Origin of the sequence: Mesorhizobium argentiipisi (SeqCode), from assembly GCF_037179585.1 — a bacterium.
GTDB classification, from domain to species: domain Bacteria; phylum Pseudomonadota; class Alphaproteobacteria; order Rhizobiales; family Rhizobiaceae; genus Mesorhizobium; species Mesorhizobium argentiipisi.
This window is the reverse complement of record NZ_JAPYKO010000012.1, coordinates 162,665-185,633: the sequence shown is the minus strand read 5'-3', so window position 1 is coordinate 185,633 and position 22,969 is coordinate 162,665. Positions and strand designations below refer to the sequence as shown.

Annotated in this window: 20 protein-coding genes and 8 pseudogenes; 15 read left to right on the top strand and 13 right to left on the bottom strand. The window is 59.5% G+C overall.

Annotated elements, in window-relative coordinates:
* Positions 1–125: 125 nt before the first annotated feature.
* Positions 126–416 (top strand): annotated as a pseudogene (locus tag O7A05_RS18565) (ATP-binding protein); the annotation flags it as partial.
* A gap of 422 nt (positions 417–838) precedes the next feature.
* Here O7A05_RS18565 and O7A05_RS18560 read toward each other — a convergent pair.
* From O7A05_RS18560 to O7A05_RS18530, 7 genes are all read right to left on the bottom strand, one after another.
* The gene (locus O7A05_RS18560; protein ID WP_337094437.1) at positions 839–1,096 is read right to left on the bottom strand and encodes a GlsB/YeaQ/YmgE family stress response membrane protein; all 258 of its coding nucleotides are present in this window, start codon (positions 1,094–1,096) and stop codon (positions 839–841) included.
* 75 nt (positions 1,097–1,171) lie between these two features.
* Positions 1,172–1,618: a DUF4112 domain-containing protein gene (locus O7A05_RS18555; protein WP_337094436.1), complete on the bottom strand. Its 447-nt coding sequence runs from the start codon at positions 1,616–1,618 to the stop codon at positions 1,172–1,174.
* A gap of 8 nt (positions 1,619–1,626) precedes the next feature.
* Positions 1,627–2,106, bottom strand: coding sequence for a YidB family protein (locus tag O7A05_RS18550; RefSeq protein WP_337094435.1), 480 nt, complete (start codon positions 2,104–2,106; stop codon positions 1,627–1,629).
* 160 nt (positions 2,107–2,266) lie between these two features.
* A complete protein-coding gene (locus O7A05_RS18545) occupies positions 2,267–2,653 on the bottom strand; it encodes a hypothetical protein (protein WP_337094434.1) in 387 nt (128 codons plus the stop codon).
* 45 nt (positions 2,654–2,698) lie between these two features.
* Positions 2,699–2,998, bottom strand: coding sequence for a HigA family addiction module antitoxin (locus O7A05_RS18540; RefSeq protein WP_337094433.1), 300 nt, complete (start codon positions 2,996–2,998; stop codon positions 2,699–2,701).
* 108 nt (positions 2,999–3,106) lie between these two features.
* Positions 3,107–4,186, bottom strand: a complete 1,080-nt coding sequence (locus tag O7A05_RS18535) for an FAD-binding oxidoreductase (protein WP_337094432.1) — start codon at positions 4,184–4,186, stop codon at positions 3,107–3,109.
* 87 nt (positions 4,187–4,273) lie between these two features.
* Positions 4,274–5,131 carry a LysR family transcriptional regulator gene (locus O7A05_RS18530; RefSeq protein ID WP_337094431.1) on the bottom strand — a complete coding sequence of 286 codons (858 nt, stop codon included), beginning with the start codon at positions 5,129–5,131 and terminating at the stop codon, positions 4,274–4,276.
* Positions 5,132–5,261: 130 nt separating this feature from the next.
* Between O7A05_RS18530 and O7A05_RS18525 the strand changes: the two genes are divergently transcribed.
* The 6 genes from O7A05_RS18525 (at position 5,262) to O7A05_RS18500 (ending at position 12,084) form a co-directional block, all read left to right on the top strand.
* A complete protein-coding gene (locus O7A05_RS18525) occupies positions 5,262–6,344 on the top strand; it encodes an amidohydrolase family protein (RefSeq protein WP_337094430.1) in 1,083 nt (360 codons plus the stop codon).
* 11 nt (positions 6,345–6,355) lie between these two features.
* Complete coding sequence (locus tag O7A05_RS18520; RefSeq protein WP_337094429.1) at positions 6,356–6,709, top strand: Rieske (2Fe-2S) protein; 354 nt, start codon at positions 6,356–6,358, stop codon at positions 6,707–6,709.
* A gap of 125 nt (positions 6,710–6,834) precedes the next feature.
* The gene (locus O7A05_RS18515) at positions 6,835–8,442 is read left to right on the top strand and encodes an ABC transporter substrate-binding protein (protein WP_337094428.1); all 1,608 of its coding nucleotides are present in this window, start codon (positions 6,835–6,837) and stop codon (positions 8,440–8,442) included.
* Between the two features lie 63 nt (positions 8,443–8,505).
* Entirely contained in the window at positions 8,506–9,552 is a 1,047-nt protein-coding gene (locus O7A05_RS18510; protein WP_337094441.1) for an ABC transporter permease, read from the top strand.
* Positions 9,553–9,614: 62 nt separating this feature from the next.
* Complete coding sequence (locus O7A05_RS18505; RefSeq protein ID WP_337094427.1) at positions 9,615–10,439, top strand: ABC transporter permease; 825 nt, start codon at positions 9,615–9,617, stop codon at positions 10,437–10,439.
* Positions 10,429–12,084, top strand: a complete 1,656-nt coding sequence (locus tag O7A05_RS18500) for an ABC transporter ATP-binding protein (protein ID WP_337094426.1) — start codon at positions 10,429–10,431, stop codon at positions 12,082–12,084. The genes O7A05_RS18505 and O7A05_RS18500 overlap by 11 nt, the downstream gene beginning before the upstream one ends.
* Before the next feature lie 268 nt (positions 12,085–12,352).
* On the opposite strand, the gene O7A05_RS18495 is transcribed toward O7A05_RS18500, so the two are convergent.
* Positions 12,353–13,006, bottom strand: a complete 654-nt coding sequence (locus O7A05_RS18495) for a TetR/AcrR family transcriptional regulator (protein ID WP_337094425.1) — start codon at positions 13,004–13,006, stop codon at positions 12,353–12,355.
* A gap of 131 nt (positions 13,007–13,137) precedes the next feature.
* Between O7A05_RS18495 and O7A05_RS18490 the strand changes: the two genes are divergently transcribed.
* The 3 genes and pseudogenes from O7A05_RS18490 to O7A05_RS18480 form a co-directional block, all read left to right on the top strand.
* Positions 13,138–14,031: an NAD(P)/FAD-dependent oxidoreductase gene (locus O7A05_RS18490; protein WP_337094424.1), complete on the top strand. Its 894-nt coding sequence runs from the start codon at positions 13,138–13,140 to the stop codon at positions 14,029–14,031.
* Between the two features lie 78 nt (positions 14,032–14,109).
* Positions 14,110–14,908: pseudogene (locus tag O7A05_RS18485) on the top strand (oxidoreductase).
* Between the two features lie 76 nt (positions 14,909–14,984).
* Positions 14,985–15,101 (top strand): annotated as a pseudogene (locus O7A05_RS18480) (SAM-dependent methyltransferase); the annotation flags it as partial.
* Here the strand turns inward: O7A05_RS18480 and O7A05_RS34455 are convergent.
* Together O7A05_RS34455 and O7A05_RS18465 are read right to left on the bottom strand one after the other, a co-directional pair.
* Positions 15,077–15,641, bottom strand: a pseudogene (locus O7A05_RS34455) (GGDEF domain-containing protein); the annotation flags it as partial. The pseudogenes O7A05_RS18480 and O7A05_RS34455 overlap by 25 nt on opposite strands.
* Before the next feature lie 257 nt (positions 15,642–15,898).
* Positions 15,899–16,255, bottom strand: a complete 357-nt coding sequence (locus O7A05_RS18465; RefSeq protein ID WP_337094422.1) for a VOC family protein — start codon at positions 16,253–16,255, stop codon at positions 15,899–15,901.
* Positions 16,256–17,817: 1,562 nt separating this feature from the next.
* On the opposite strand from O7A05_RS18465, the gene O7A05_RS18460 reads away from it, so the two are divergent.
* Positions 17,818–18,249, top strand: a complete 432-nt coding sequence (locus O7A05_RS18460; RefSeq protein ID WP_337094421.1) for a hypothetical protein — start codon at positions 17,818–17,820, stop codon at positions 18,247–18,249.
* 35 nt (positions 18,250–18,284) lie between these two features.
* Here the strand turns inward: O7A05_RS18460 and O7A05_RS18455 are convergent.
* Positions 18,285–18,563 (bottom strand): annotated as a pseudogene (locus tag O7A05_RS18455) (IS3 family transposase); the annotation flags it as partial.
* Between the two features lie 37 nt (positions 18,564–18,600).
* Here O7A05_RS18455 and O7A05_RS18450 point away from each other — a divergent pair.
* The 3 genes and pseudogenes from O7A05_RS18450 to O7A05_RS18440 all read left to right on the top strand — a co-directional run.
* Positions 18,601–19,022 (top strand): annotated as a pseudogene (locus O7A05_RS18450) (helix-turn-helix domain-containing protein); the annotation flags it as partial.
* 293 nt (positions 19,023–19,315) lie between these two features.
* Positions 19,316–19,621: a hypothetical protein gene (locus tag O7A05_RS18445; RefSeq protein ID WP_337094420.1), complete on the top strand. Its 306-nt coding sequence runs from the start codon at positions 19,316–19,318 to the stop codon at positions 19,619–19,621.
* A complete protein-coding gene (locus O7A05_RS18440; RefSeq protein WP_337094419.1) occupies positions 19,621–20,073 on the top strand; it encodes an aldose epimerase family protein in 453 nt (150 codons plus the stop codon). Before O7A05_RS18445 ends, O7A05_RS18440 begins: the two co-directional genes overlap by 1 nt.
* Before the next feature lie 194 nt (positions 20,074–20,267).
* Here O7A05_RS18440 and O7A05_RS18435 read toward each other — a convergent pair.
* Positions 20,268–21,302, bottom strand: a pseudogene (locus tag O7A05_RS18435) (IS256 family transposase); the annotation flags it as partial.
* On the opposite strand from O7A05_RS18435, the pseudogene O7A05_RS18430 reads away from it, so the two are divergent.
* Positions 21,212–21,487, top strand: a pseudogene (locus O7A05_RS18430) (transposase); the annotation flags it as partial. The pseudogenes O7A05_RS18435 and O7A05_RS18430 sit on opposite strands and share 91 nt — an antisense overlap.
* Before the next feature lie 477 nt (positions 21,488–21,964).
* Here the strand turns inward: O7A05_RS18430 and O7A05_RS18425 are convergent.
* Positions 21,965–22,960 carry a YncE family protein gene (locus O7A05_RS18425; protein WP_337094417.1) on the bottom strand — a complete coding sequence of 332 codons (996 nt, stop codon included), beginning with the start codon at positions 22,958–22,960 and terminating at the stop codon, positions 21,965–21,967.
* Positions 22,961–22,969 lie beyond the last annotated feature (9 nt).

Sequence of the window (22,969 nt, the reverse complement as noted above, 5' to 3'; positions counted from 1 at the left end):
GTTGATCAGGACGATCTCGTGGCTCCAGTCGAACTGGTAGGCCTCGCCCGGCGCGAAGAACAGCGGCACATAAGCTTCCGCCGTCGCCGACCCCTGCGCCTTCGCCCAGCTCTTCGCGTAGCGGCGGCAAGCAGGGCCGTATCGCCGACTACCTCACCAGGCTCGACTTCGTCGTGCTCGATGAACTCGGCTATCTCCCGTTCGCCCAGGCTGGCGGACAGTTACTCTTCCATCTGGTCTCGAAGCTCTATGAGCGCATCAGCATCATCACCACCAACCTCGCATTCGGCGAATGGCCAAGCGTCTTCGGCGACGCCAAGATGACGACCGCGCTGCTCGATCGGCTTACCCATCATTGCGAGATCGTCGAGACTGGAAACGAATCCTGGCGCTTCAAAAGCCGATCTCAAAGCTGAAGTCGAAAAGCCAATCAGCCGCACCCGATCAGGCTACGCAACCCAGACCAGCTTCGCCTGATCGGGCGCTGACCGGCGTGCCCTTCACTAACCCCAAACCGGGGTCCCTTTTACATGAAAAACCAGGGTCCCGATTCCGTGGTCATTGACAAGCTGGAGATCGCCGGCAAGGCGCGGCGGCATCGATGAAGGCGGGAAGGAACCTCGCCCCACGCATGTCCAGGCCGGCCGCGAGAAGGTCCGCTACAAGTTTCGGCGGGCTGGTACGATCCGGCCCTCAAGCGTTTCATCCGGCCGGGCGAGGAGCCCGGATGCCGCTGTGTGAGTAAGCCGGTGATCAAGGCTTCTCCTAGGCTCAGAGCCCTTATGAGAAAACGCGTGATCGCGGGGATCACGCGCTTTCCGTCCGCTTGGGCAGTTGGTTAGGCCGGACGCCTAAACATTCGGCCAACAGCAATCAAAATACATGCACCGATAAAGCCGGCGACGAGATAGCCAAGCCATCCGGTCAATGATACGCCCAGCAGTCCGAGAAGTAGGTTAGCGACGATGGCGCCGACGATCCCCAAAACGATGTTCATGAGCACGCCCATATTGCTCTTCATGAACATCTCGGCGAGCCAGCCGGCGATCCCGCCGATGACGATAGCCGCTACCCAACCGACACCTGGATTTTCCATGTTTCCCCTTTCCTAGAACCGAAATTGGTTCGGCGGGAAAACGTGCGATAAACCGATAAAGTTCCTCGGGTGCGGTCAGGCGGGCCAATTCGCCGGGCGCCTCTTATCTAGGTGCCGTCGAAGCAGCCTCATATTGCGATTGTTGGCCTTAAAATACACGTCGAAGATCGAGCCCAGAATAGGGACGCTTCCGACAACCGTATCAAGCAAGACGTTCCCCAACATCCTAGCGACCAAGATATTTCCGGCACCGCAGCTTCGGGCGCGCAACACGATATAGGCCGACACGATGCCGGTGGCTGCGTCTCCGAGTATGGGGACCAGACCTATCAACGCATCCAGACCGAAACGAATTGAGGTTCCGGGAATGCGCCAGCGCGAGTCGAGCAAGGCCGCCAAAAAATCGAATTCCGCAACGACGCTGGCTGCCCTACCGCCCTCGTAACCCTGCCCAGATATTCCACCGGCAGACCCTTTTCGAGTCAGCAGACTCGGCTGACGTATGACCGTCGTTCTAGACATCGTTCTGCCTAGTTGATGTTAGCTTGCGTGCCGTCCGGAGGCACGTCGTCGAGCAGAGTTGTCTCACCCGAGGGTTGGGTGGGCTCTGGTGGCAGTTCGCCGTTTGGCGTCATCTTGTTGACGGCCTCAGGCAGATCCCGGGTGATCCTGCTGATGAGCTCCTCGCGGGACAGGCCGGTCTGCATCGAGAGTGACGTCAGGGTGTCTTCGTCTATTGCCGCTTCCACCTCACTCGGCTCGATTGGCTGGTTCGGCCCTGTGCCTACCCAAGAGTCGACCTTGGATCCTGCTCCCGCACCTCTGAACCGATCTAAGATATCGCCGAGCGCCGTCCCCGAGACGCCTTTGGAAATCTGATCTAAAATCCCGCCTTGCGGGTCGTTTGGATTGCGATCTCCCGCCCTGCGGATCAAATCGCCGATTTTGTCGCGATTTTGGTACGCCAGAACGCCAAGCATCGCGATCGCCAGTCTTCCGAGATTTGCCATCTGGTACCTCCATTGTCCAAGGGAGAAGGGCCTGGCCCCACAAAGGTTCCGCCGGCGACGACCTGACGCCTTTCTTTGCCCAGATACGGGCGAGCAGCCCGGATGCCGTTGTGTCGCCAAGCCGTCATCAAGGGCTTCTCATGACCGAGGGGGCGGGCGGTCACCGTTGCGTGTTGTATTGCTCCGCGACAAGGGCAAGGGTGCCGTCGAATATCGAGTTGGTCGGGTGGGCGTTGCACCAGTTCCGTAGCCACAGATCGACGGCAGCGTTATCTAGCTGGATGCTTTGCTTCCCAGGGGCACGCATCATGTTAACGGCGCTGAGATAGCCAAGCACCCAATTCATGAAGTTCGCGCTCTCGTCGAAAAACTTCCTGCCATCGGCCGTTCTGAGAATGGCCTTGCCTGCATGGTTGTTCCCGTATGCGGCCACATAGGCACCGCACGACTCGAGGCCGTAGCTGTAGATAAAGGCGCTGGCATTTTCTGCACGGCACGGCACCGTCGCTAGACCGAGAACGAGAGCTGACACCATACAGCGAAACATCGAAATGCCTTTCTAAGCGGCCTGCAGCGTTGGGATGGCCTCGATCTAGGCGCCGAGCTCCTCCTCAGCCTCCTCGAGATCATAGTTGCGCGGGAGATTGAGCCAGAGCATCGGGCCGTTGCCGACCAGCTTTGCAATGCGGAGAGCCATCGGAATCGTGACGGGCTGCTTTTCGTCCAGAATGTCGTAGAGCGTTTGCCGGGAAACGCCGAGCAGCTTGGCGATGTGGATCTTCGGCACACCCAGCGCCGGAAGGAGGTCTTCACGCAGAAGCGCGCCGGGATGCATCGCGGGCAGGCCGCGCTTGATGGGTTCCATGCCGGGCTTGATGGGGTCCGTGTTCATCAGTGGTAATCCTCTAGTTCGACATCGATGGCGTCTTCGCCATCCCATCCGAACGTGATGCGCCAGTTGCCGGTCACACTGAAATCCTCCCTTGAGAATCTCGACTGATCAAAGGTCGATTGAGACGATCCCTTGCGCGCGGCTGCAACAGGCCAGGATATAACCCGCAGATTTCTCTTCGGAGGTCAGGCCGCCAAGATCACGCATCGCGACTTCGCCTGAGAGCTTGGTTATTCGGCAAGTGCCGCAAACTCCTTGCTGGCACGCGGTGGGAACATAGACACCACATTTGCGCGCTGCATCCAGGAGGGTCTCTCCGGGCGCGCAGCGATGCTCTAATCCAGACTTGGCGAAATGGACAAAAGACGAAATGGCAGATGCTTCGTCCGGAGCAACACTGGTAGGGTACGATCCGAACCTCTCCTCGTAATAGGCCAGCGGTCCAATGCCAACTTCGTCAAAACTGTCTCGTATTGCCTTCATGTAGAGTTCGGGCCCGCAAGTGTAGACCGTGCAATTGGCAAGGTCGGGAATAAGGCGCAAGAGCATGGGGCCGTTTATCCGGCCACTCGGTCCCGTCCACGAGGGACCTCCCTTCGAACAAAGGAATGTTACGCCGAGGTTGGGAAATCGGGCAGCGAGTGCGTCCAGTTCCGGTCTAAAGATTATATCGCATGTCGAGCGCGCGCTGTAGATGAGACGAAGGTCCAGATCGGATGCTCGATCTGTGAACATTCGCACCATCGACATGAGAGGCGTGATCCCGCTGCCGCCCGCAAGAAACAGAAGCTTTTCGCTGGCAAAGCCATCGAGTTTGAACGAACCCAGTGGGCCTTCAATCCTAATCTCATCGCCGGATCCCAGATTGTCGTGGAGCCAATTGGAAACGAGCCCCCCAGGTGTCCGCTTTACCGTAATCTGCAGGTCAAGCGGACGGGTCGGTGGAGAGGAGACGGAGTAGGCTCGCGTCACCTCGAGCCCATCAATGCTGAGGCGAAGAAGCACGTATTGCCCCGCATTGAAGCAGAACATCCGGTCCGACGCCGCCGAAAAGACAAACGTCTTCACGTCAGGCGTCTCGTCGATCACCCGACGGCAGAGCAGTACCTGCGGCGATGCGTCGGCCCATTGCCGCTGCCTCATCGCGGCAAGAAATTCGGAAGCCGGAAACGAAGTATGTGCGTTCATGTTTGGCTCTCAATGACGAGCCAACATGGCAGCCGAAGCCTTCGCGGAACAGTGGCTTGAGCCTACTTTTTAATCGGGAATTTCGATCTAAGTCTCGAGCGACATCACCGCCAGATGCAGCGCACGAAGCCCTTTGCGGATGATCGGCTCATGCTTGCGCCGGGCAAGCATGGCCGTATGGACGGGCTGGTAAAGCGTCGGCGCGCCCTCGACCAGGAATGACGGGCACTCGGCCGTGAACCTGCGGGCATCGTCGCTGCGCATGTAACAACTCCCCCCGGTTCGCCGCAGCATCGCTTCGGCCAAGCTCTCGGATCCCATGGAAAGACGCGAAATTGCCAAGGCAGGGATCAGCTCCGAATGGGTTTTCTCAAGTACGACGGTGTAGCCCGGGCGAATGTAGCTGTCAGGATTCACCTCCGATATCGCCCTGGCAAAGGTCGAGACCATCACATATTCCTCGACCATGAGGTGCTCATAAGTAATTTCGGGAAGATAGCGGGGTGCGTAGAGCACTGCTATATCGAGGTTTCCCATGCTGAGGTCGGTCACCATCTGATTGGAATAGTCGGATTCTACGTGGATCGATGCCTTGGGAAGGACCTGACATAGCGCCTCCACCCACCCGGGCAGCACCGAGCGTGTCATGCCAACCTGTGCGGCCACACGCAGCGTCCCTTCGAACCGGTTGAATGCGCGAACGTCATGGCGCGCTTGCGACCAAGTCGAAAGCATTGCTCGCGCGTAGGCTTCGAAACGCCGCCCCGCCGCCGTCGGCTCGGCGCCTGCACGACCACGATGGAAAAGCTCTGACCCTACCGCGCTTTCCAGACTCTTGATCCGGGTACTGACCGTAGACTGAGTAATGTTCAGCCGGTCGGCAGTCCGGTTGAAGTTCCGCGACTCGATAATGTCGAGGAACGTCTCAATGTGGTCCAGCTGCATGCCTCGCACCTCAATCGAAAAAGCCGATCATAACCCAGAGATCATTGGCTTGATCCGGCAATTGTCAAGGTGGATGGTGGAGGCACTAAACGGCTAGCACGGCCGGGCTAGACAGGGAGCGAAAGCTAAAGTGTTTATCGTCGACTGCGATTGTCACAACTATTGGTCAAGCGCCACGGTGTTGGAGCCGTATCTTTCTGGCATCTGGAAGGACATGTTCATCGAGGGCGAGAAGACAGGCCCCAAAGGATCGTTCCCGCACGGCCATCGCCCCTGGTTTCATCCGCAGGATTTCTCCCGAAAGGATGTGCGGCCCGAGACTGAAGCGGACAACTACCGGATCATGAAAGACAAACACCTCGACAAATATAGTGTCGGCGTGGCGATCCTGACCGGCGACGAGCCCATTGAAGCCTCAACGTTGGCAAATCCCTATTACGCTAGTGCGCTGGTCAGTGCCTACAATGACTATCAGATCGCGGAGTGGTTGCCGAAGGACAATCGCTTCATGGGTTCGATCGTCATTGCGCCCCAGGATCCAAAGCTGGCGGCCGCTGAAATCCGTCGGCTGGGAAGTCATCCTCGTATGGTCCAGGTTCTAGCCTCCCAAGGCTCAGTGAAGCCGTATGGTGATCCCTTCTACCACCCGATCTATGAAGCCTGCGCGGAAATGGGATTGCCGTTCGCGATTCACCTCGGCGGGCACGGGGGCGTCAACTGGAACGCCGTCGCGCCTGCTCCCACCACTTTCTTCTGGGAAACGCACGCCATTCTGCACATGTCGGCGATCAGCCATGTCGCCAGCATGATCGCTCACGGCGTTTTTGAGAAATGGCCAGAACTCTATTTCGTCGTGATCGAATGCGGCGTCGCCTGGGTGCCGACGGTGCTGTGGCGCCTCGACGCTGACTACAAGGCCCTGCGTAAGGAAACGCCATGGCTCAAGATGCTACCATCGGAATACTGCCGCCGTAACATCCGCTTCTCAACACAGCCGCTGGAGCAGCCAGCCAACGTGCAGCATCTGTGGTCCATTCTGGAAGCGATGGATGGCGAGAACACGCTGATGTTTGCGTCAGACTATCCGCACTGGGACTATGACGACGCCAACACGCTCCATATCCCGCCTTCCTGGAAAGCCAAGGTGATGGGTCAGAATGCGCTCGACGTCTACAAGCGCATTCCTGCCATCCTGACCGCGAACGCTGCCTGACGGAGCAAAATATGGGCGAGAAAACCTTCATCTGCCGCGTTGACGAGATCGAATCCGGCATACCTGTCATTGCCAAAGTCCGTAGCCTTTCGGTCGGTGTGTTCCGCATCGGAGAAACCTTCCATGCGCTGCTCAACATCTGTCCGCATCGCGGCGCACCCCTATGTGAAGGGCCGCAATGCGGGACGACCGCGCCGGTTGAGGATGCGCGGTTCATCTATCATAGAGAAAACGAGATCGTGCGCTGCGCCTGGCATGGCTGGGAGTTCGACATCAAAACGGGTTCGGCACTCGTCGACCCAACTGTGCGTGCGCGAACATTCCCGGTCACAGTTGAGGGCGGCAACATCTATGTGACGGCGTGACGGTAAAAAACGATCAACAGTCCAGTGCACGGGAGCCGCAAGCAAGGGAAGAATAAATGCCCGACCAGCTTGCTTGAAGAGCTTTCAAAAAAATACGCGGAAAATCCGCAAATGGGAGAGCGAAAATGTCTGAATCTGAGTACAAATTTCGCATCGCGCAAAGTCTGATCGGGCGCGGCAAGGTTTCCCGCCGCGACTTCATCCATTTGGGACTAGCGGCGGGCCTTACTGTCGCTGCCTCGGATCAGATCTTCGTCACCGTAGCACGGGCACAACCACAGCAAGGCGGCTTTGCCAAGCTTGGCATGGCGCATGGCGCGACGACAGATTCCATAGATCCGGCCGGCTATCCGGATACGTTCACGCAAACGGCCTTCTCGGGCGCTATGTCCAACGGCCTCACGGAGGTTGACGCCAAGGGCGACATCCAGCCGGACTTGGCCGAGGGCTTCGAATCTTCGAACGCCGCCAAAACGTGGGTTTTCAAGCTGCGCAAGGGCGTCACCTTCCACAACGGCAAGAACGTGACGGCGGAAGATGTTGTGACCTCGATGCGCTATCACATGGGTACCAGTACCAAATCGGCGGCGAAGTCTCTGCTTGAATCCGTTTCCGACATCAAGGCGGATGGCCCAGAAACGGTTGTCTTCACGCTTAGCAGCGGCAACGCCGATTTCCCTTACATCATGAGCGACTATCATTTCGTCATCATGCCGAGCGTGGATGGGAAAGCGGATTGGGCATCAGGAACGCGAACCGGCGCATTCGTGCTCGAGAATTTCCAACCCGGCGTTTCGGCTAAGCTCAAGCGCAACCCGAATTATTTCAAGAACGGAAAGCCTTACCTGGATGAGGTGGAATTCATCGCCATTACGGATTTGGCCGCACGCATGGCTGCCCTGTCAACCGGGGAAGTGGATTACATTGGCCGCGCCGATCTGAAGACGCTCGGCATGTTGAAGCGCAACCCAAAAATCGAGATCATCGAAGTCACCGGCTACGGCCACTATACCTTGCCGATGAACGTCACTATGGCGCCTTTCGACAATCCGGATGTTCGCATGGCAATGAAATGGGCGATCAACCGTCAAGAGATCGCCGACAAGATTTTCCTCGGACACGCTACCGTTGCCAATGACGATCCGATCGCGCCGGCGATCAAGTTTTACAAGAACCCGGAGCCGCAACACCGTTTCGATCCTGAAAAGGCACGCCATTATCTTAAGAAGGCGGGAATGGAAAAGCTGAAGGTTGATCTCTCTGTCGCCGATGCCGCTTTTGCAGGTGCGGTTGACGCGGCGGCGCTCATTCGCGAGACGGCCGCACAGTGCGGCATCGACGTGAATGTGGTACGCGAGGCCGAGGACGCCTATTGGGACAATATCTGGCTCAAGAAGCCGTGGTGCGCTTCCTATTGGAGTGGTCGCGCGACAGCCGACTGGATGTTCACACAAGCCTTCGCAGCGGAATCCACCTGGAACGAGTCATTCTGGAAGAATCCTCGTTTCAACGAATTGCTTGTCCAAGCACGAGCCGAGACGGATGAGGCCAAGCGCGCCGCCATGTATGGCGAAATGCAGCAGCTGACCCACGACGATGGCGGTAGCATCGTGCTTGTGTTTAACAACTTCGTCAGCGCCAAATCCAAGAAACTAGGCCATGGCGATGTGGCGCCGAATTGGGAAAATGACGGATTGAAGATGGCTGAGCGCTGGTGGATGGCAGAGGCATAGGGTGTTTGCCCAACCGCGTCGCTCGCTCTGCGGACGGCGCATCTTGGGAATGCGCGCATGCGTTTGAATCCGGTCACAAAGACGGTTCTACAGCGGTTAGGTCTCGGCCTGATTACCCTGTTCATCGTTTCGATCATCATCTTTTCGGCGGTCGCAATGCTGCCCGGCGACTTCGCCAAGGCAACGCTCGGTCAATCTGCCACCCCGGAAACAGTCGCGGCCCTTCAGCACGAGATCGGCCTCGATCGCCCGCCAGTCGAGCGTTACTTCAGCTGGATCGGTAAGATGGCAAAGGGTGACTTTGGATCCTCTTTCGCCAGTCGAACCGGCTACCGGCGGACGGTCGCGGAGATCATCGCACCTCGCCTTTACAATACCATGTTCCTGGCCGTCATGACCGCTCTCATCGCGGTGCCGCTGGCGTTGGGCCTGGGCATTGTCGCGGCCCTATACCGCAACAGCTGGTTCGATCGGGTTATAAACACGGTAACACTTACCACCATTTCGTTCCCGGAATTCTTCGTAGCCTATATGCTCGCCTTCCTGATTATCTCGCGCGATACGTTTGCAGGCACCGAATTCGCACAGTCTTTACCCGCCTGGCTGGCGATTTCGATCAACTGGACCCTTAACCTCGTACCGAAGTTCCCTACGCTGGCCAATATCAACGATGAGACCCCTTTCTGGGACCACGTCTGGCGTGCCGCTCTGCCGTCCATCACCCTCACGCTTGTCATCGTTGCTCACATGATGCGAATGACGCGCGCGGCGATTCTCAACATGCTTTCAAGCCCCTATATCGACATGGCCCGATTGAAGGGAATGGGGCCAATGGTGGTCGTCCTCCGGCACGCTTTGCCAAATGCCTGGGCCCCGATTGTGACGGTAGTGGCCTTCAATCTTGCGTATCTCATCGTTGGCGTCGTGATTGTCGAGGTGGTGTTCGTCTATCCCGGCGTCGGGCAGCTGATGGTCGATGCCGTGAGGTCAAGAGACGTACCGGTCGTTCAAGCCTGCGCGCTTGTGTTCGCCGCTGCCTACATCCTGCTCAACCTGATCGCCGACATCATCTCCATCGCAACCAACCCGAGACTGTTGCACCCACGATGACAAGTGCAGAGCCTGTGATCCAGACCAGGGCGCGCAGGGTAAGGCGGACGCGCCGATCTCGCATGAGGATAGCGCTGAAGAAGGCCCCGCTCAGCGCCTGGTTCGGTATGGGTGTGATCCTCTGCTACGTTGTCGTCGCATTATTCGCGCCTCTGATCGCACCATATCGAGAAACGCAAGTCTTTAGCGAGGCATTCGCGCCCTGGAGCCACGAGTTTACGTTCGGCACCGACCAACTCGGTCGCGACATGCTTACGCGACTGATCTACGGGGCCCGCAACACGATCGGCATCGCCTTCATCACAACTATCTTATCCTTTGCATCGGGTGTGACGCTCGGCCTTCTCGCTGCAATGTACGGGGGGTGGCTGGATCAGCTATTGTCACGCGCCGTGGACGTGTTGATGTCGATTCCGAGCCTGATATTCGCACTGATGCTGCTTTCGATTTTCGGCTCCTCGATAGCCAGCCTCATCTTGATCATAGCTCTGCTCGATTCGACGCGCGTGTTCCGTCTGGCGCGAGCAGTTGGCCTGAACGTGGTGGTGATGGAATACGTCGAGGTCGCGCAGTTGCGGGGCGAAGGCCCCGCATGGATTCTCCGCAAGGAAATCCTGCCCAATGTTCTGCCGCCGCTCATTGCGGAGTTTGGTTTGCGATTCTGTTTTGTTTTCCTGACCATTGCAGCATTGTCGTTCCTGGGCGTCGGCATACAGCCGCCATCCGCCGATTGGGGATCGATGGTGCGGGAAAACGCGACGCTGATTACCTATGGCGATGTCACGCCGCTTCTACCGGCGGGCGCCATTGCCCTCCTCACAGTAGCGGTGAACTTCGTCGTAGACTGGTTTCTGCATTCAACGAGCGGATTGCGTGATGAAAACTAGCAGTGTCATCGCGCGCGAAAGGGGGACAGATCTTCTCACGGTCCGCAATCTTCACGTTGAAGGCTTTTCCGACGAGCGCTGGCACCCGATCGTGCGCGGCGTTGATTTCTCGCTCAAGCGCGGAGAAGTGTTGGGACTAATTGGCGAATCCGGCGCCGGCAAGTCGACTATCGGCCTTGCTGCAATGGGATATGCCAAGCCGGGATGCCGTATAACCCAAGGCTCCGTGGCGTTCGATGGCGCCGATCTTTTGTCAATGAGCGAAGCACGCCGTCGGCGGCTCCGTGGCTCCCGCATTGCCTATGTGGCGCAAAGCGCAGCTGCCTGGTTCAACCCGGCTCACCGGCTCCTCGATCAGACCGTTGAAACGGCGGTTGCGCACGGAATCGCCAGCCGAGGTGAGGCCAACCGTGATGCTGTGGAGCTTTATAAACGGCTCCAACTTCCAGAGCCTGAGACTATAGGCTTCCGGTATCCGCATCAGGTATCCGGCGGCCAATTACAGCGAGCCATGACAGCCATGGCTATGGCGTGCCGACCCGACCTGATTGTGTTCGATGAGCCGACCACTGCGCTTGATGTGACGACGCAAGTCGAGGTCCTTGCCTCAATCCGCAGGATTGTTGAAGATTTCAACACTGCGGCGATATACGTGACGCACGATCTGGCGGTAGTGGCGCAGATGGCGGACCGGATCATGGTCCTGCGACACGGACAAACTGTCGAGGAAGCCGGCACACGGCAAATGCTTGCAGCCCCTACCCAGGAATACACTCGGACGCTCTGGGCTGTGCGAAAGCTCGCCAAGCTGGAGATTGAGGCGCGGGACCACTTACTGACCATCGACAATGTCACCGCCGCTTATGCCGGAAGGGTTAAGGTGCTGGTGGACGTGTCCATCAAGGTTCCGCGTGGCCGAACGGTAGCGCTGGTGGGCGAATCAGGGTCGGGAAAATCGACGCTCGCCCGCGTCATTACCGGTTTGCTGCCCGCTATCTCGGGCTCGATCTCATTTGACGCCCAGCCGCTTCCCCTGTCCTTAAGGCAACGCTCGAAAGACCTGCTGCGGCGTATCCAGATGATCTATCAGTCGCCGGACAGCGCGCTTAACCCTCGCCAGACTGTCGAGGACATAATCGCGCGTCCGCTTGAGTTCTATTTAGGCTTAAAAGGGGAGCAGCGCGACCGCCGGATTGGCGAACTCATGCATATGATCGAGATGGACGAAAGTTTCCTCGATAGGCTGCCCGGTGAATTGTCCGGAGGCCAGAAACAGCGCATCTGTATTGCGCGCGCGCTCGCTGCGAATCCCGACCTCATCATCTGTGACGAGGTCACCTCAGCACTGGATCAAATTGTGCAAGAAGAAATCTTGAAGCTCCTGATGCACCTGCAGCGCGAACTCGGCGTCAGCTACATCTTCATCACCCATGATATTGCAACCGTAAGAGCAATCGCGGACAAGGTCGTCGTCATGCACCAAGGGAAGGTGGTGGAGCAGGGGTCGAAAACAGAGGTACTGACAACACCCCACGCTGCCTACACCGAACTGCTGCTCTCCTCCGTCCCGGAAATGGACCCGGATTGGCTGACGCAACTGCTGGCAAAACGGAAGAACCAAGGCATTCTGGACGAGGCCGGCTAAACAGCCCTGCGCACCGGATCAGCACTTCGCGAATTCTCATCCCCCCAAGATTCATGGCGCCTCCAATGCGGAAATGCCGCGACGACAGCTCTGCGCCTCTATTTTGCCGTTCAGACCACCGTTGCAGCTCCCCGAAAGCTGACGGACTGCTAAGCCGGCACCAAGGTCCTAACGGGGCGGGGGAGCGGTACTCCGCCGGTCAGCCCGCTGCCCAACGATAGTTGCTGCGTCGATATCGACGCGAGCATCCTACATCAGTACTCCTAGGCTATCCTCCCAGGTGGTCGTTGCCACAGTGCGCGGCGATAAACATGGCGACGGCCGACCGACAATAGGATTCGATTTCGTTATCGTCCTCTGCTCTGGCCTCATCGAAGCGTGCGATAATCAGAAGATCGGAACCTTTGAAAAGCGCGGCAAACAAGCGGGCGGACAGGAGAGGGTCGGGCACGTTCAAAGCCGCCTTCGCATGCAACTGACGCAACAGGGCCTCGATTTGGGCGATGATGTGGGCGGGACCGGCTTCGTAATGGAGCCTGCTCAACGACTTTTGACTCGTCATGTCGGCCATGACCATGGCTTCGACATTACGGACCTCTGGGCGCAACAGCGTGCGAAGCAGTGATGACCCCACCGCCACGAGCTGATCTTCGGCCGAACCCTCGACGCCTTCAAAAAGGGCTTGTGGTATTAACTGCTGGCAGCGGGCCGCAAACGCCGCGCCAAACAGCGCCTCTTTGTTCTCGAAGTGCCGATAGATGCTGAGCTTGGATATCTTCGCCCGCTGGGCGACCTTGTCCAATGTCGTCGCTTGAAAACCCAGTTCCGCAAAAAGTTCGCCCGCCGTGTCGACGATCGTTTGTCCAAGCGCCTCGTTGGCGGGCCGGCCGCGCCGGGCCTGGCTGTTTTTCTCGGTTACCACAATTCCAGTCCTTGACAGTATCCTAATTATTGAATTACGATACCACGGAGTTCCTAAAATGTGCAAGCCAATGGATAGGCTTCAACCTGACCCAGCCGAGCCCCTCCATCAACAACACGGAGCCCGTCACCATGGATGACGTCATCATCATCGGCGGCAGCTTTGCCGGACTCGCCGCCGCCCTGCAGCTAGGCCGTGCCCGTCGCAAGGTCACCGTTCTCGATACAGGCCTGCCGCGCAATCGCTTCGCCGGCCGCTCGCATGGTCTGCTCGGCCACGATCACAAGCCGCCGCTCGACATCCTGACCGAGGCGCGGCGGCAGTTGGCGCGTTATCCAGCGATCAAGCTGGTCAATGCCCGGGCGGACAGCGTCTCCGGCGGCATCGATGATTTCTCCGTCCTCACTGGCGATGGCGAAAGCCTAGAGGCGCGCCGGCTGATCCTAAGCTATGGTATTACCGACCAGATGCCTGATGTGCCGGGCTTCGCCGAAGGCTGGGGCACGTCCATCGTGCCCTGTCCCTATTGCGACGGCTTTGAAGTCGCCGGCCAGCATTGGGGCCTCGTCTGGTCCGGCCCGCAGTCGCAAAATCAGGTCAGGCTGTTCCACGATTGGACCGACAGGTTGACAGTCTTCGCCGATGGTCACGACATTCCGCCCGATATCCGGGCCGATCTGGACCGTCGCAACACATCTATCGTCGATGGCCGGATCGCCGAAATCGCCCATCACGGGGACCATAATGCCACCGTCAGTCTCAATACCGGCCCCGATGTGGCTGTCGACATCCTGTTCGCGCATCCGCGCAACAAGCCGTCCGCAAGCTTGCATGAATCACTGGGCCTCGCCACGAACAATACGCCACTCGGCATCGTCCTCAAGGTCGACGAGCGCCGTGAAACCAGCATGGCCGGCGTCTATGCCGCCGGGGACCTCACTAACCCCCTCATACCCTCGGTCACCACGGCATCATGGCAAGGCGCGATGGCGGGCATCTTCGCCCAGCAGTCGATGCTGACTTGAGAGCAGAGGTTCCCCGGTCCCAATTGGCCAACCCCAGCGGCGGCGGTTCAATCTAAAGCAAGCAGGGAAGTGATCCTTATGAATACGACCAGTCCCGGCGTCGCCCTGGTGACCGGCGCATCCTCCGACATCGGCCTCGCCACCGCCAAAGCCTTGCGGAATGCGGGCTCCCGATCGCGACGCGGCGGAGAGATCCGGGCATATTACTATGCTGGCCTGTGACGTTACCGACGATGAGTCCGTCGCGAAACTGGTCGACCGGGTCCTTGCCGAGGCCGGCCGCATCGACCTGCTCGTTAACAATGCCGGCATGGGCCTGCTCGGCGCCGCGGAGGAGTCCTCGGCAGTTCAGGCGCAGGCGCTGTTCGACGTGAAAGTCTTCGGCGTCTTTCGCGCGACCAATGCGGTGTTGCCGACAATGCGACGCCAAGGAAAGGGCAGGATTGTTAATTTGAGCTCGGTGGAGGGGTTCATCCCGGGTCCTTTTTTCGCGCTTTATTCATCGACCAAACATGCCGTTGAAGGCTATTCCGAATCGCTCGACCATGAACTGCGCCCGTTCGGAATTCGCGTATCGTTGGTCGAGCCCGCCTATACCCGCACGTCCTTCGAAGAGAATCTGGCGAAGCCGGACCAGTTCCTGGCCATTTATGACACTGCGCGCGCGGCCATGAATAGAGCGGTACGGAAGGAGATGGAGAAAGGCGATGCGCCCGAAGCTGTAGCCCAGACCGTGTTGGCGGCTGCGACCAATCCGGCTCCGAAGAGGCGCTATACGGCTGGGAAAACGGCGCGTCAGATCAGTTTTCTGCGCCGTTTTGTCCCCGCTTCCGCATTCGACAAGCGCCTACGAAAGCGGTTCGGGCTGCCGGTCTGATGCAAGAATCAAACGGCTTTCGTTTCGCTGTGGGAGGAAGAGCCTAGTTAAGAGCGCCTCACGACAAGGACATGCCATGGCACAGCACAATGCCGATCGGGTCGCCGATTGGAATGACCAAAGCGGGGAACGCTGGGTCGCCCATCAAGCCCGGCTCGACGCCATGCTAGCGGTGTTCGGCCAAGCCGCTATGTTCACGCCCGGCAAAAGGACGAGGAACTCTTCGCCTCCGTAGCGGGCCATAAGATCACAGTCGCGCCTGATGTTGTCTTGGATGATCCTTGCGACGTCCACCAGGCAACAATCACCTTCGGCGTGGCCGAGGTGATCGTTCAGCTTCTGAAATAGTCGATGTCGCACATCAGCATCGCCGCACCATCAAGGCAGCGTCTGGCAGCTCCCCACTTCTGTTCAGCGTTTCCGTCATCCAGCGCCTGTTTGCGATGCCGGTGAGCGGATCGGTGCTCGCCAAGAGTTCCAATCGGTCATTCGCTTTGGCCAGTTCGGCAACTCTGCGCCGGTCCCGGAGCTCAAACAGAAAGTCTTGCGCAAGAATGGTCATGATGCGCCGGGCGGCGACCGTCGCGAAGATACCGCTGGCGAAAAACAGCGTCGCGGCCACCGTGCTCCCAAGGTCCCGGGGCCGACGCCGCGGCCGAAGAGCTGGGCGGAGATGACGCCCGTCGAGCGGCAGTACCAGATTTAGGCCCAGGCGCGCCAGCAAAAGGCGCCAGGTCTATGTGCGGCCCTCGCCGGGCAATCCCGGCATCGGCCCGAACGTCGCGGGCTTCGACGCCGACGAATTCGAGCGTCGGCTGCAATCCGGCGCAGATGCCCGTAGCAAGATCGCGAAGGCGGCACGCAGGCCGGCCAGAACGCCGCGCAGACCTTCACCGCTGGCGTCTCCGGCGACGGTCACTCTTTCGGCCAAAGCACGGCCGCTGCTTTCATCCCCGCGCCAGTGGCGTTCTGAAATCCGCGACCGCCGAATCATGTGTGGAAAGGCCGCGACGGTGGCTCTGCAAGAGTGATAAGGTTACCGTCAGGGTCTGTAACCTGCGCGATCTTTCCGTAGTCACCCTGCTTTTCCCCGGCGGTGCTAACGCCAATTTCTTCGAGCCATCGGCGGGCTTGGTCCATTTTCGGCACCACAACTGTCATCCGCCCGGAGCCTGCATGCTCCTGGTCATGGAAGATTTGAATGTTCGCTCCTGCGACGCCGCGCCACTGGATCAGACCGTCCATGGGATGATCGTCAGGTCTTCTTTCGAAGAGCTGAGTGTAGAATTGCTCCGCGCGATCCATGTTTGCCGTCGCGAGCGCGGCATAAATTGCTTGAATTTGCATTGGCTGTCTCCCTTCTCGCCGCTCAATGAGCAAGGGAGGTCTTGTTCCAGGATCACCGGTATTCCTCCCTCGCGGAAGGCTCCGCTCATGACACAAACTGTCACTGCCAAATCGGGAAGGCATGACGCTGTCCCGCTCTTCTGGCGCGGCACTATCGCAAGGTCTTCCCCGGAATGCTCGCGAAGACGTTCGCGCTCAACCAGGACCTAGCCGATCGGGTCCGTAATCTGCCGGTCGGCCGCGTCGTCATCGCCCGCACCCGCTGCGTCATAGCCAGATGCAGCGGGTGTTTTGGCTGCACTTCGCCGACATTTCGCAAAGCGCAAGGTGAATTAATGGCTCGGCCCGTTCCGTGACGTAACGTTACATCACGTGGCCACCGTTCCTCTTTCACATGTTGCTGCAGGGACGGATCGGCGCCTTCGGCTTGAACGGAGATGTCTGGCGCCTCAGAGGAACGTCAGCAAGCGACGTTCGGATCGGCTTGACAGTAACGGTGGATTGAGCGGCGGCAGCACGCCTGGTGAGCAGCGCCGCCGACATTTTGGCGAGCTTCGACTTTATGTCCAAGGAAACCTCCCGAGAGACCTACTCCTGCAGTTGGCTCCTACCACAACCGTCGCCGCGCCTGCATCAAACTTTGAAGTGAGGGGAGGAATATATCGATTAACCCGAGGAGGGAGATCTTTCACCTCTGGCGGGCATAAGGAAGGCTGCCGAGGAACCGCTGCACATCGCTACCCGAAAGGCCTCGAGGGCCCAGTCGTGGGCGGCTTCAAGAACAGCCGCCGTCTGCTCAACCTCGTCGGTCGCGTGGTCGACCTTGGAGATCCGCTTCAGAACGCACCCGCGCAGCATAGCGAGCCGCGCGGCTCGATGGCGATCGGCGCGAGTATGGCCGTGCGCAAAGTCCAAAGGTGCGAACATCATCATGGTGGTCGCCCCTCAGTAGCGTGCAGTGGGGTTGTTTCACGAAGCGGGCCCGGGCATCGATCACGCGTTGATGTTCGAGTCGGATGCGGTTGCACAACACGATGTTGATTGCCACGCCACCGGATTCGTCCGCCAACTCGTTTGCACGGTTGAGCGATTGGTTTGCTCGGTTGATGCGCCGGCGTCCCCTGGCAACTGCACGATTCAGAATTTCGACCATCTTCCCGACTCCTTCGGGGTTCCGGTCCCTTCAAAAAATCAACAGGCACCGGGAACTTTTGTTCCTCCGGCGCGGGGACGCAGGGCTTGGAGGGCGCCTAGACCGTGTCGGTCTTCCTCATCGTCCTGGCTATGTCCCCGTCGATGGCGTCGCTTACCGATGCGTTATGCGACGGCGGAAGCACCAACGGATAGACGTTCAATTTGCGGGTACCGAGACCAAGCCAAGGCTTCACTATGGTTGACAATGGCGAAAGCGACAGCCCTCTGCACCCGATAGGCCGCTGCAACACCTCGGCTGTATGCTAGGCTATACCCAGTTCGTACAGTCGCAACGTCCGGGCGCCCATGCACGTTCTACCAGTTGCGAGCGCTACGGCAGCTCGTCTGCCGAAGCGGAGACGACTAAGATGTCAAAATTCAAAGAAGCCGTTGAACGCGGCAAGAGGGTTCGCCGCCAGCAAGAGGCAGGTGCGGGCGAGGCCGCTCTAGTGATGGACTTCGGCGCACAAGCCAAGGCCTGGCTGGATGAGGTTCTAGTTCCGGCTCTGGAGGCCGCGAGGGCCGAGGTGGCTGGAGAGGTTAACATCGACATGGAGACGACCCCGCGCCCCCAAACCAAAGCGATAGCGCCGTCTGTGAGATTTAAAATCTATCCGAAGGGAAGACAGCAGAAAACACCGATAAGGACGTTCACAGTCAGTGTTCCAGTCAGCGGCGAAGTGTCTGTTTCTGCACCGGGCATGGTGGCGGAGGATGTAGGCAACATCTGGGAGAGGTCCGACGAGAGGTTTCGCAATTTCCTTGCAAGACAGCTTGAGGCGGCGGCAATGGGAAACTAGCCCTATGGCATGCTGCCGGTTTTTCGGACACGAGGTTAAGCTAACATACCCTGTTCCTCGAACTCCACGGGGCTGAGATAGCCAAGCGCCGGTGCCTCCGCCGAGGATTGTAGAAGCGCTCGATGTAGTCGAACACATCCGGCCCGGGCGGCATCTCTCGTCCTGTAGGCCTTGCGGGCCGTGCGTTCGGTTTTCAACGACGAGAAGAAGCTCTCCATCGCTGCATTGTCCCAGACGTTGCCCGACCGGCTTATTGAACACGTAATGCCGTGGTCGGCCATCAGGCGCTGGAACTGCTCGCTCGTGTATTGGGCGGATTCAAGCCGTCGTCGCAACAAGTTGGAGGTTGCGATGAGCATTGGAAAGCGGCGATCGGCGCGGTTTGGACGAGCGCCATTACCTTCACCAGGACGCCCGCCGGTGGCTGGGCGTGATGAACAGATTAGATTCTGGCGGGCGATCGCCGCGGGGCTGAGCAGCGAAGATGCTGCACTCGAAGCCGGAGTGTCGCAGCCTGTAGGAACCAGATGGTTCCGAAAAGCGGGCGGTATGCCACCAGCGATGTTCAAATCTTCGGCGAAGCCGCTCTCCAGGCGGTACCTGTCATTGCTGGAGCGCGAAGAGATCGCCCTTCTCAGGGTACAGGGCCATTCCATGCTAGATTGGGCGCCGGCTCGGTCCGTCCGTCTCGACAATCTCCCGTGGGCGCGGCCGCCCGCAGCGGCGGGTTGGAGTATCGGGCGACGACTGTCCAGTGGCATGCGGATCGCGCTGTATCGGTATGACCTTGCGTTAGCCTGCGCTAATATCGTAAAAGAAGGGTGAATAGGCTGGCGGCTAATGCCAACAGCCACCGCTCCCGTCGCCGCTGGTACATCCGCAGTCAGCGACGGGTGCCGGAGGATCGGCCGACGAGGAATGCCGATCTGTCTCAGGCAAAGTAGCGCCATGTGCGACCGACATCATCCTTCAAAGGGAGGAACGATGTTTGCTCCGGCCTCTTGCCAAGGATAATCGCCGAACACCATATCGGAGTCGAATGGGGCGACCTCTTTTGGGGTTCGCCATGGGCAAGGAATACCCGTTCTCAGAAAGCACTCTCGGCGGCAAGGTCGCGGCCGGCACTGGCCTATCCGTCTACTGCCTCACGTGCAGGCGCAGGGCGGTGCTCGACCTCGCCGAGCTGGTCAAACGGTTCGGCCCGGACCAGCCATGCCTTCATTGGGATCTGCTGAAAATCATCTACTGCCACGAATGCCGCGGCGCCGGCCGCGACGATCGAAATCTGCAGTTCACGAACCATGCTCTGACGCCAGAGCAGCGGAAGGGCTGGACGCCTGAAAACCCGCTTACCTACGGGCTCAAGCTCTAGTGCCGTGGTCGAACCGCTTTTCTGGCGGCGGCTTCATCTTCAATGGTCGCTTCCATGCCGTCGAGCCGAATGTGCCCGGCGAAGCCTTTCCGATCCACGGCGACGGTTTCCAGAAACCGTGGCGGTTTGTCCGCCAAACCGACACCCAGGCGGAACTGGTGCTCGATGACGGCGCGATCGGTCCTTACCGCTATTCGGCGTCGGGCACCTATGCACTGCAGGACGGCGCGCTGGAGGCGGGCCTCACGGTGGAGAACCGCGCCGGCATACGCCTGCCTTACGGCCTCGTTTTCATCCCTGGTTCCCGCGCGGCGACACGACCACAGCTGGAGGCTAAGGCGAAGCGCGTCTGGCTGGAGGACGAGCGCCATCTGCCGGTCGGCGTCGTGCCGGTGAGCGAGCGCCCACCGTGGGATTTCGCGCAGTCCTCGCCCTTGCCGGCGGGCTGGTGAACAACGGTTTCGACGGCTGGGACGGCCGCGCCAAGATCGTGCAATTGCGAAGGATACGGTTGGATAACACCCGCTAAACCATTGACTTGTCGTCGATGTGCTACACCCTCCGGGCCCACCAAATCGATGGTGTCCCAGGAGGTGGTGTAGCTGGCGGCATTGGTGGCCGCGCTGTCCGGCGTGGGCCGGGCTGATCAGCGCGCCACGGCTGGCAGGCTGATGAGGGGATCATCGCTCAATTGGCCGACGGTTTCCAGCGTCATGTAGCGGGCGCGCTGGACGGCCCATTCGTCATTCTGTTCGAGCAGCAGAGCTCCGACGAGCCGGACGATGGCATCGTCGTTGGGGAAGATGCCGACGACGTCGGTGCGCCGCTTGATCTCGCCGTTGAGGCGTTCGATCGGGTTGGTGCTGTGGAGCTTCGTCCGGTGCTCCTTCGGGAAGGTCATGTAGGCGAGCACGTCCTGCTCGGCGTCGTCGAGGATGGCGGCGAGCTTCGGCACTTTCGGCCGGATCTGGTCGGCCACGGCGCGCCATTGAGCACTGGCAGCCTCAGGCGTCTCCTGGGCGAAGGCGGTGGCGATGAAGGCCGAGACGACACGCCGGCCGCTCTTGCCGGCGTGCGCCAGCACATTCCTCATGAAGTGAACCCGGCAGCGTTGCCACGTGGCCGACAGTACCTTGGTGACGGCGCCCTTGAGGCCTTCATGAGCGTCGGAAACGACGAGCTTGACGCCTCTGAGGCCACGCCGGGTGAGCTTGCGCAGGAACTCGGTCCAGATCGGCTCGGCCTCCGAGGTGCCGATCTCCATGCCCAGAACCTCGCGCCGGCCGTCCGCGTTGACGCCAACCGCGACGATGACGGCGACGGAGACGATGCGGCCGCCGCGGCGGACCTTCAGGTAGGTGGCATCGATCCAGAGATAGGGCCAGTCGCCTTCGATCGGCCGATCGAGGAAGGCCTTCACCTTGCCGTCGATCTCCTCGCACAGCCGCGAGACCTGGCTCTTCGACACGCCGCTCATGCCCATGGCCTTGACCAGGTCGTCGACCGAGCGCGTCGAGATGCCCTGAACGCGCCGACGCTTTCCGGTAGGGTCTGGTTGTCGAAGCCAACTCCTCACTGGAAGGACCACCGATGACCGACGACATGATGAACCTGCGCGCGCTCGTGGAGAAGACACCTGACGCCGATCTGCTGCGCGAGATGATCGGCTTTGCCGCCGAGCGGCTGATGGAGATGGAGGTGGGAGCCGCGACCGGCGCAACGGCTACCGGGACAGGGACTGGGCGACGCGCGCCGGCACGGTCGAGCTGCGCATTCCGAAGCTGAGGAAGGGAAGCTACTTTCCGAGTTTCCCTCGAGCCGCGCCGCATGGCCGAGAAGGCGCTGACCGCCGTCATCCAGGAGGCCTAGCCGCATACGGTGAGAAGAACCCGCTGCGCACGGCCCAGCGATTAACTATTTGATTTAGAACAAATAAATTTCAGTTCGACCGTCTCGTCCGCACCAGAGAGGAAAGCGGCAAGTAACGGATTTTACACGCGCTCCGGGCTCACATTCTTATATGTCAACGGGTTATGTCAGGTTCCTCGATATTGAATCGAACATCGGCGGATAAGTGGGAAGTTTTGAAGGAAATGGTTTTGGGTCCGTTGCGAATCCTCTCCGTATCGTTGATGGACCTCGCACACGTACCACTCCCGGCTTCGAAAGATCTTTCGGGGATGCGTGCGGTGATCGGCGGCTGCGGCGTGCAATCGGGCGGGTCCTGAATTCGGCCGCGCACGCCGGTGGCCAACAAGCGCCCGCGCCATTGTGGAATGTCGGCCCTACTAGGCTCGCCGTCGACGAGATTCACGGCCGTGGAATTCAACTGTGACCTTCTTTTCACGGGGAGGGGCGAAAGACGAGAATAGCAGCCTGCGATTCGAACCATCCGGCACGCGCCGCGACAAAGAGCCTGTCCAGTTCCGGTACAAAAAGGGATGTTCTTGCTCCGGCGGATGTCCCAACGTTTCCGATCGTTTTGAGCGCATTTGCGTCGCGCTCAATCACGTCGATCTCCCCGTCACCGCAGCTCACATAGAACTGCTGCCGTTTGCCGTCGAAAAAGACATCGTCGGCGTCGCCACAGACATCGACGCTCTGCTCGACCGAACCCGTTGCGGGATCCAGCAGCACCAGTTTAGGCGGGCTGCGGAAAACAACTGCGACCGGCCCGCCTGAGCCGACACGTGCCATGGGAAAATTCCCGTTGAGGCTGGTGAATTTCCAGGTCGAGACCTGTTTGCCGGATCGAAGATCGAGGACCGCGACCTGACGTCCATCAGGCACGTTGACGAAGGCACGGTTCGCCTTGCGGTCGATTTCAAAGCCTTCGGGATGTCCGGCCAGCTTTATCTCGCTGACCAAGGAACGATTGGTCGGCTCGATCTCAGCCAAGCCACCGTTGCCGTATCCAACAAGCACCCTGCCGCCGGCGGTGTCGGTCCGGATATCGTCGGCATCTTCTCCCAGGGCAACGGTCCCCACAGGGGCAAGATCGGCAGCTCGAAAGAATCGCACGGAGCGGTCTCCGGCATTGGCGACGACAATCAAATCGCCATCACTGAGATAGGCGATTCCTTGCGGCTCCTTGAGATTGCTGATCCTGCCAGTGGCCTTGCCGGACTTGAGGTCGACCATGTCGACGCTGTCGTTCCCGAGCTCTGCGACGAACAGGCGGTTCCCGGCAATATCCACGGCCATGTGGTCGATCCGGCCGCGAACGTTTTCCAGGGGGATGCGTTGCACTTGGATCAGAGGCGCATCCGCGGCCTGGCAGACGTCCGTTGCCGCCTGGGTCATCGCTGCAATCGCGAAAGCCATGATAGCCGTGCGCATTGCACCGCC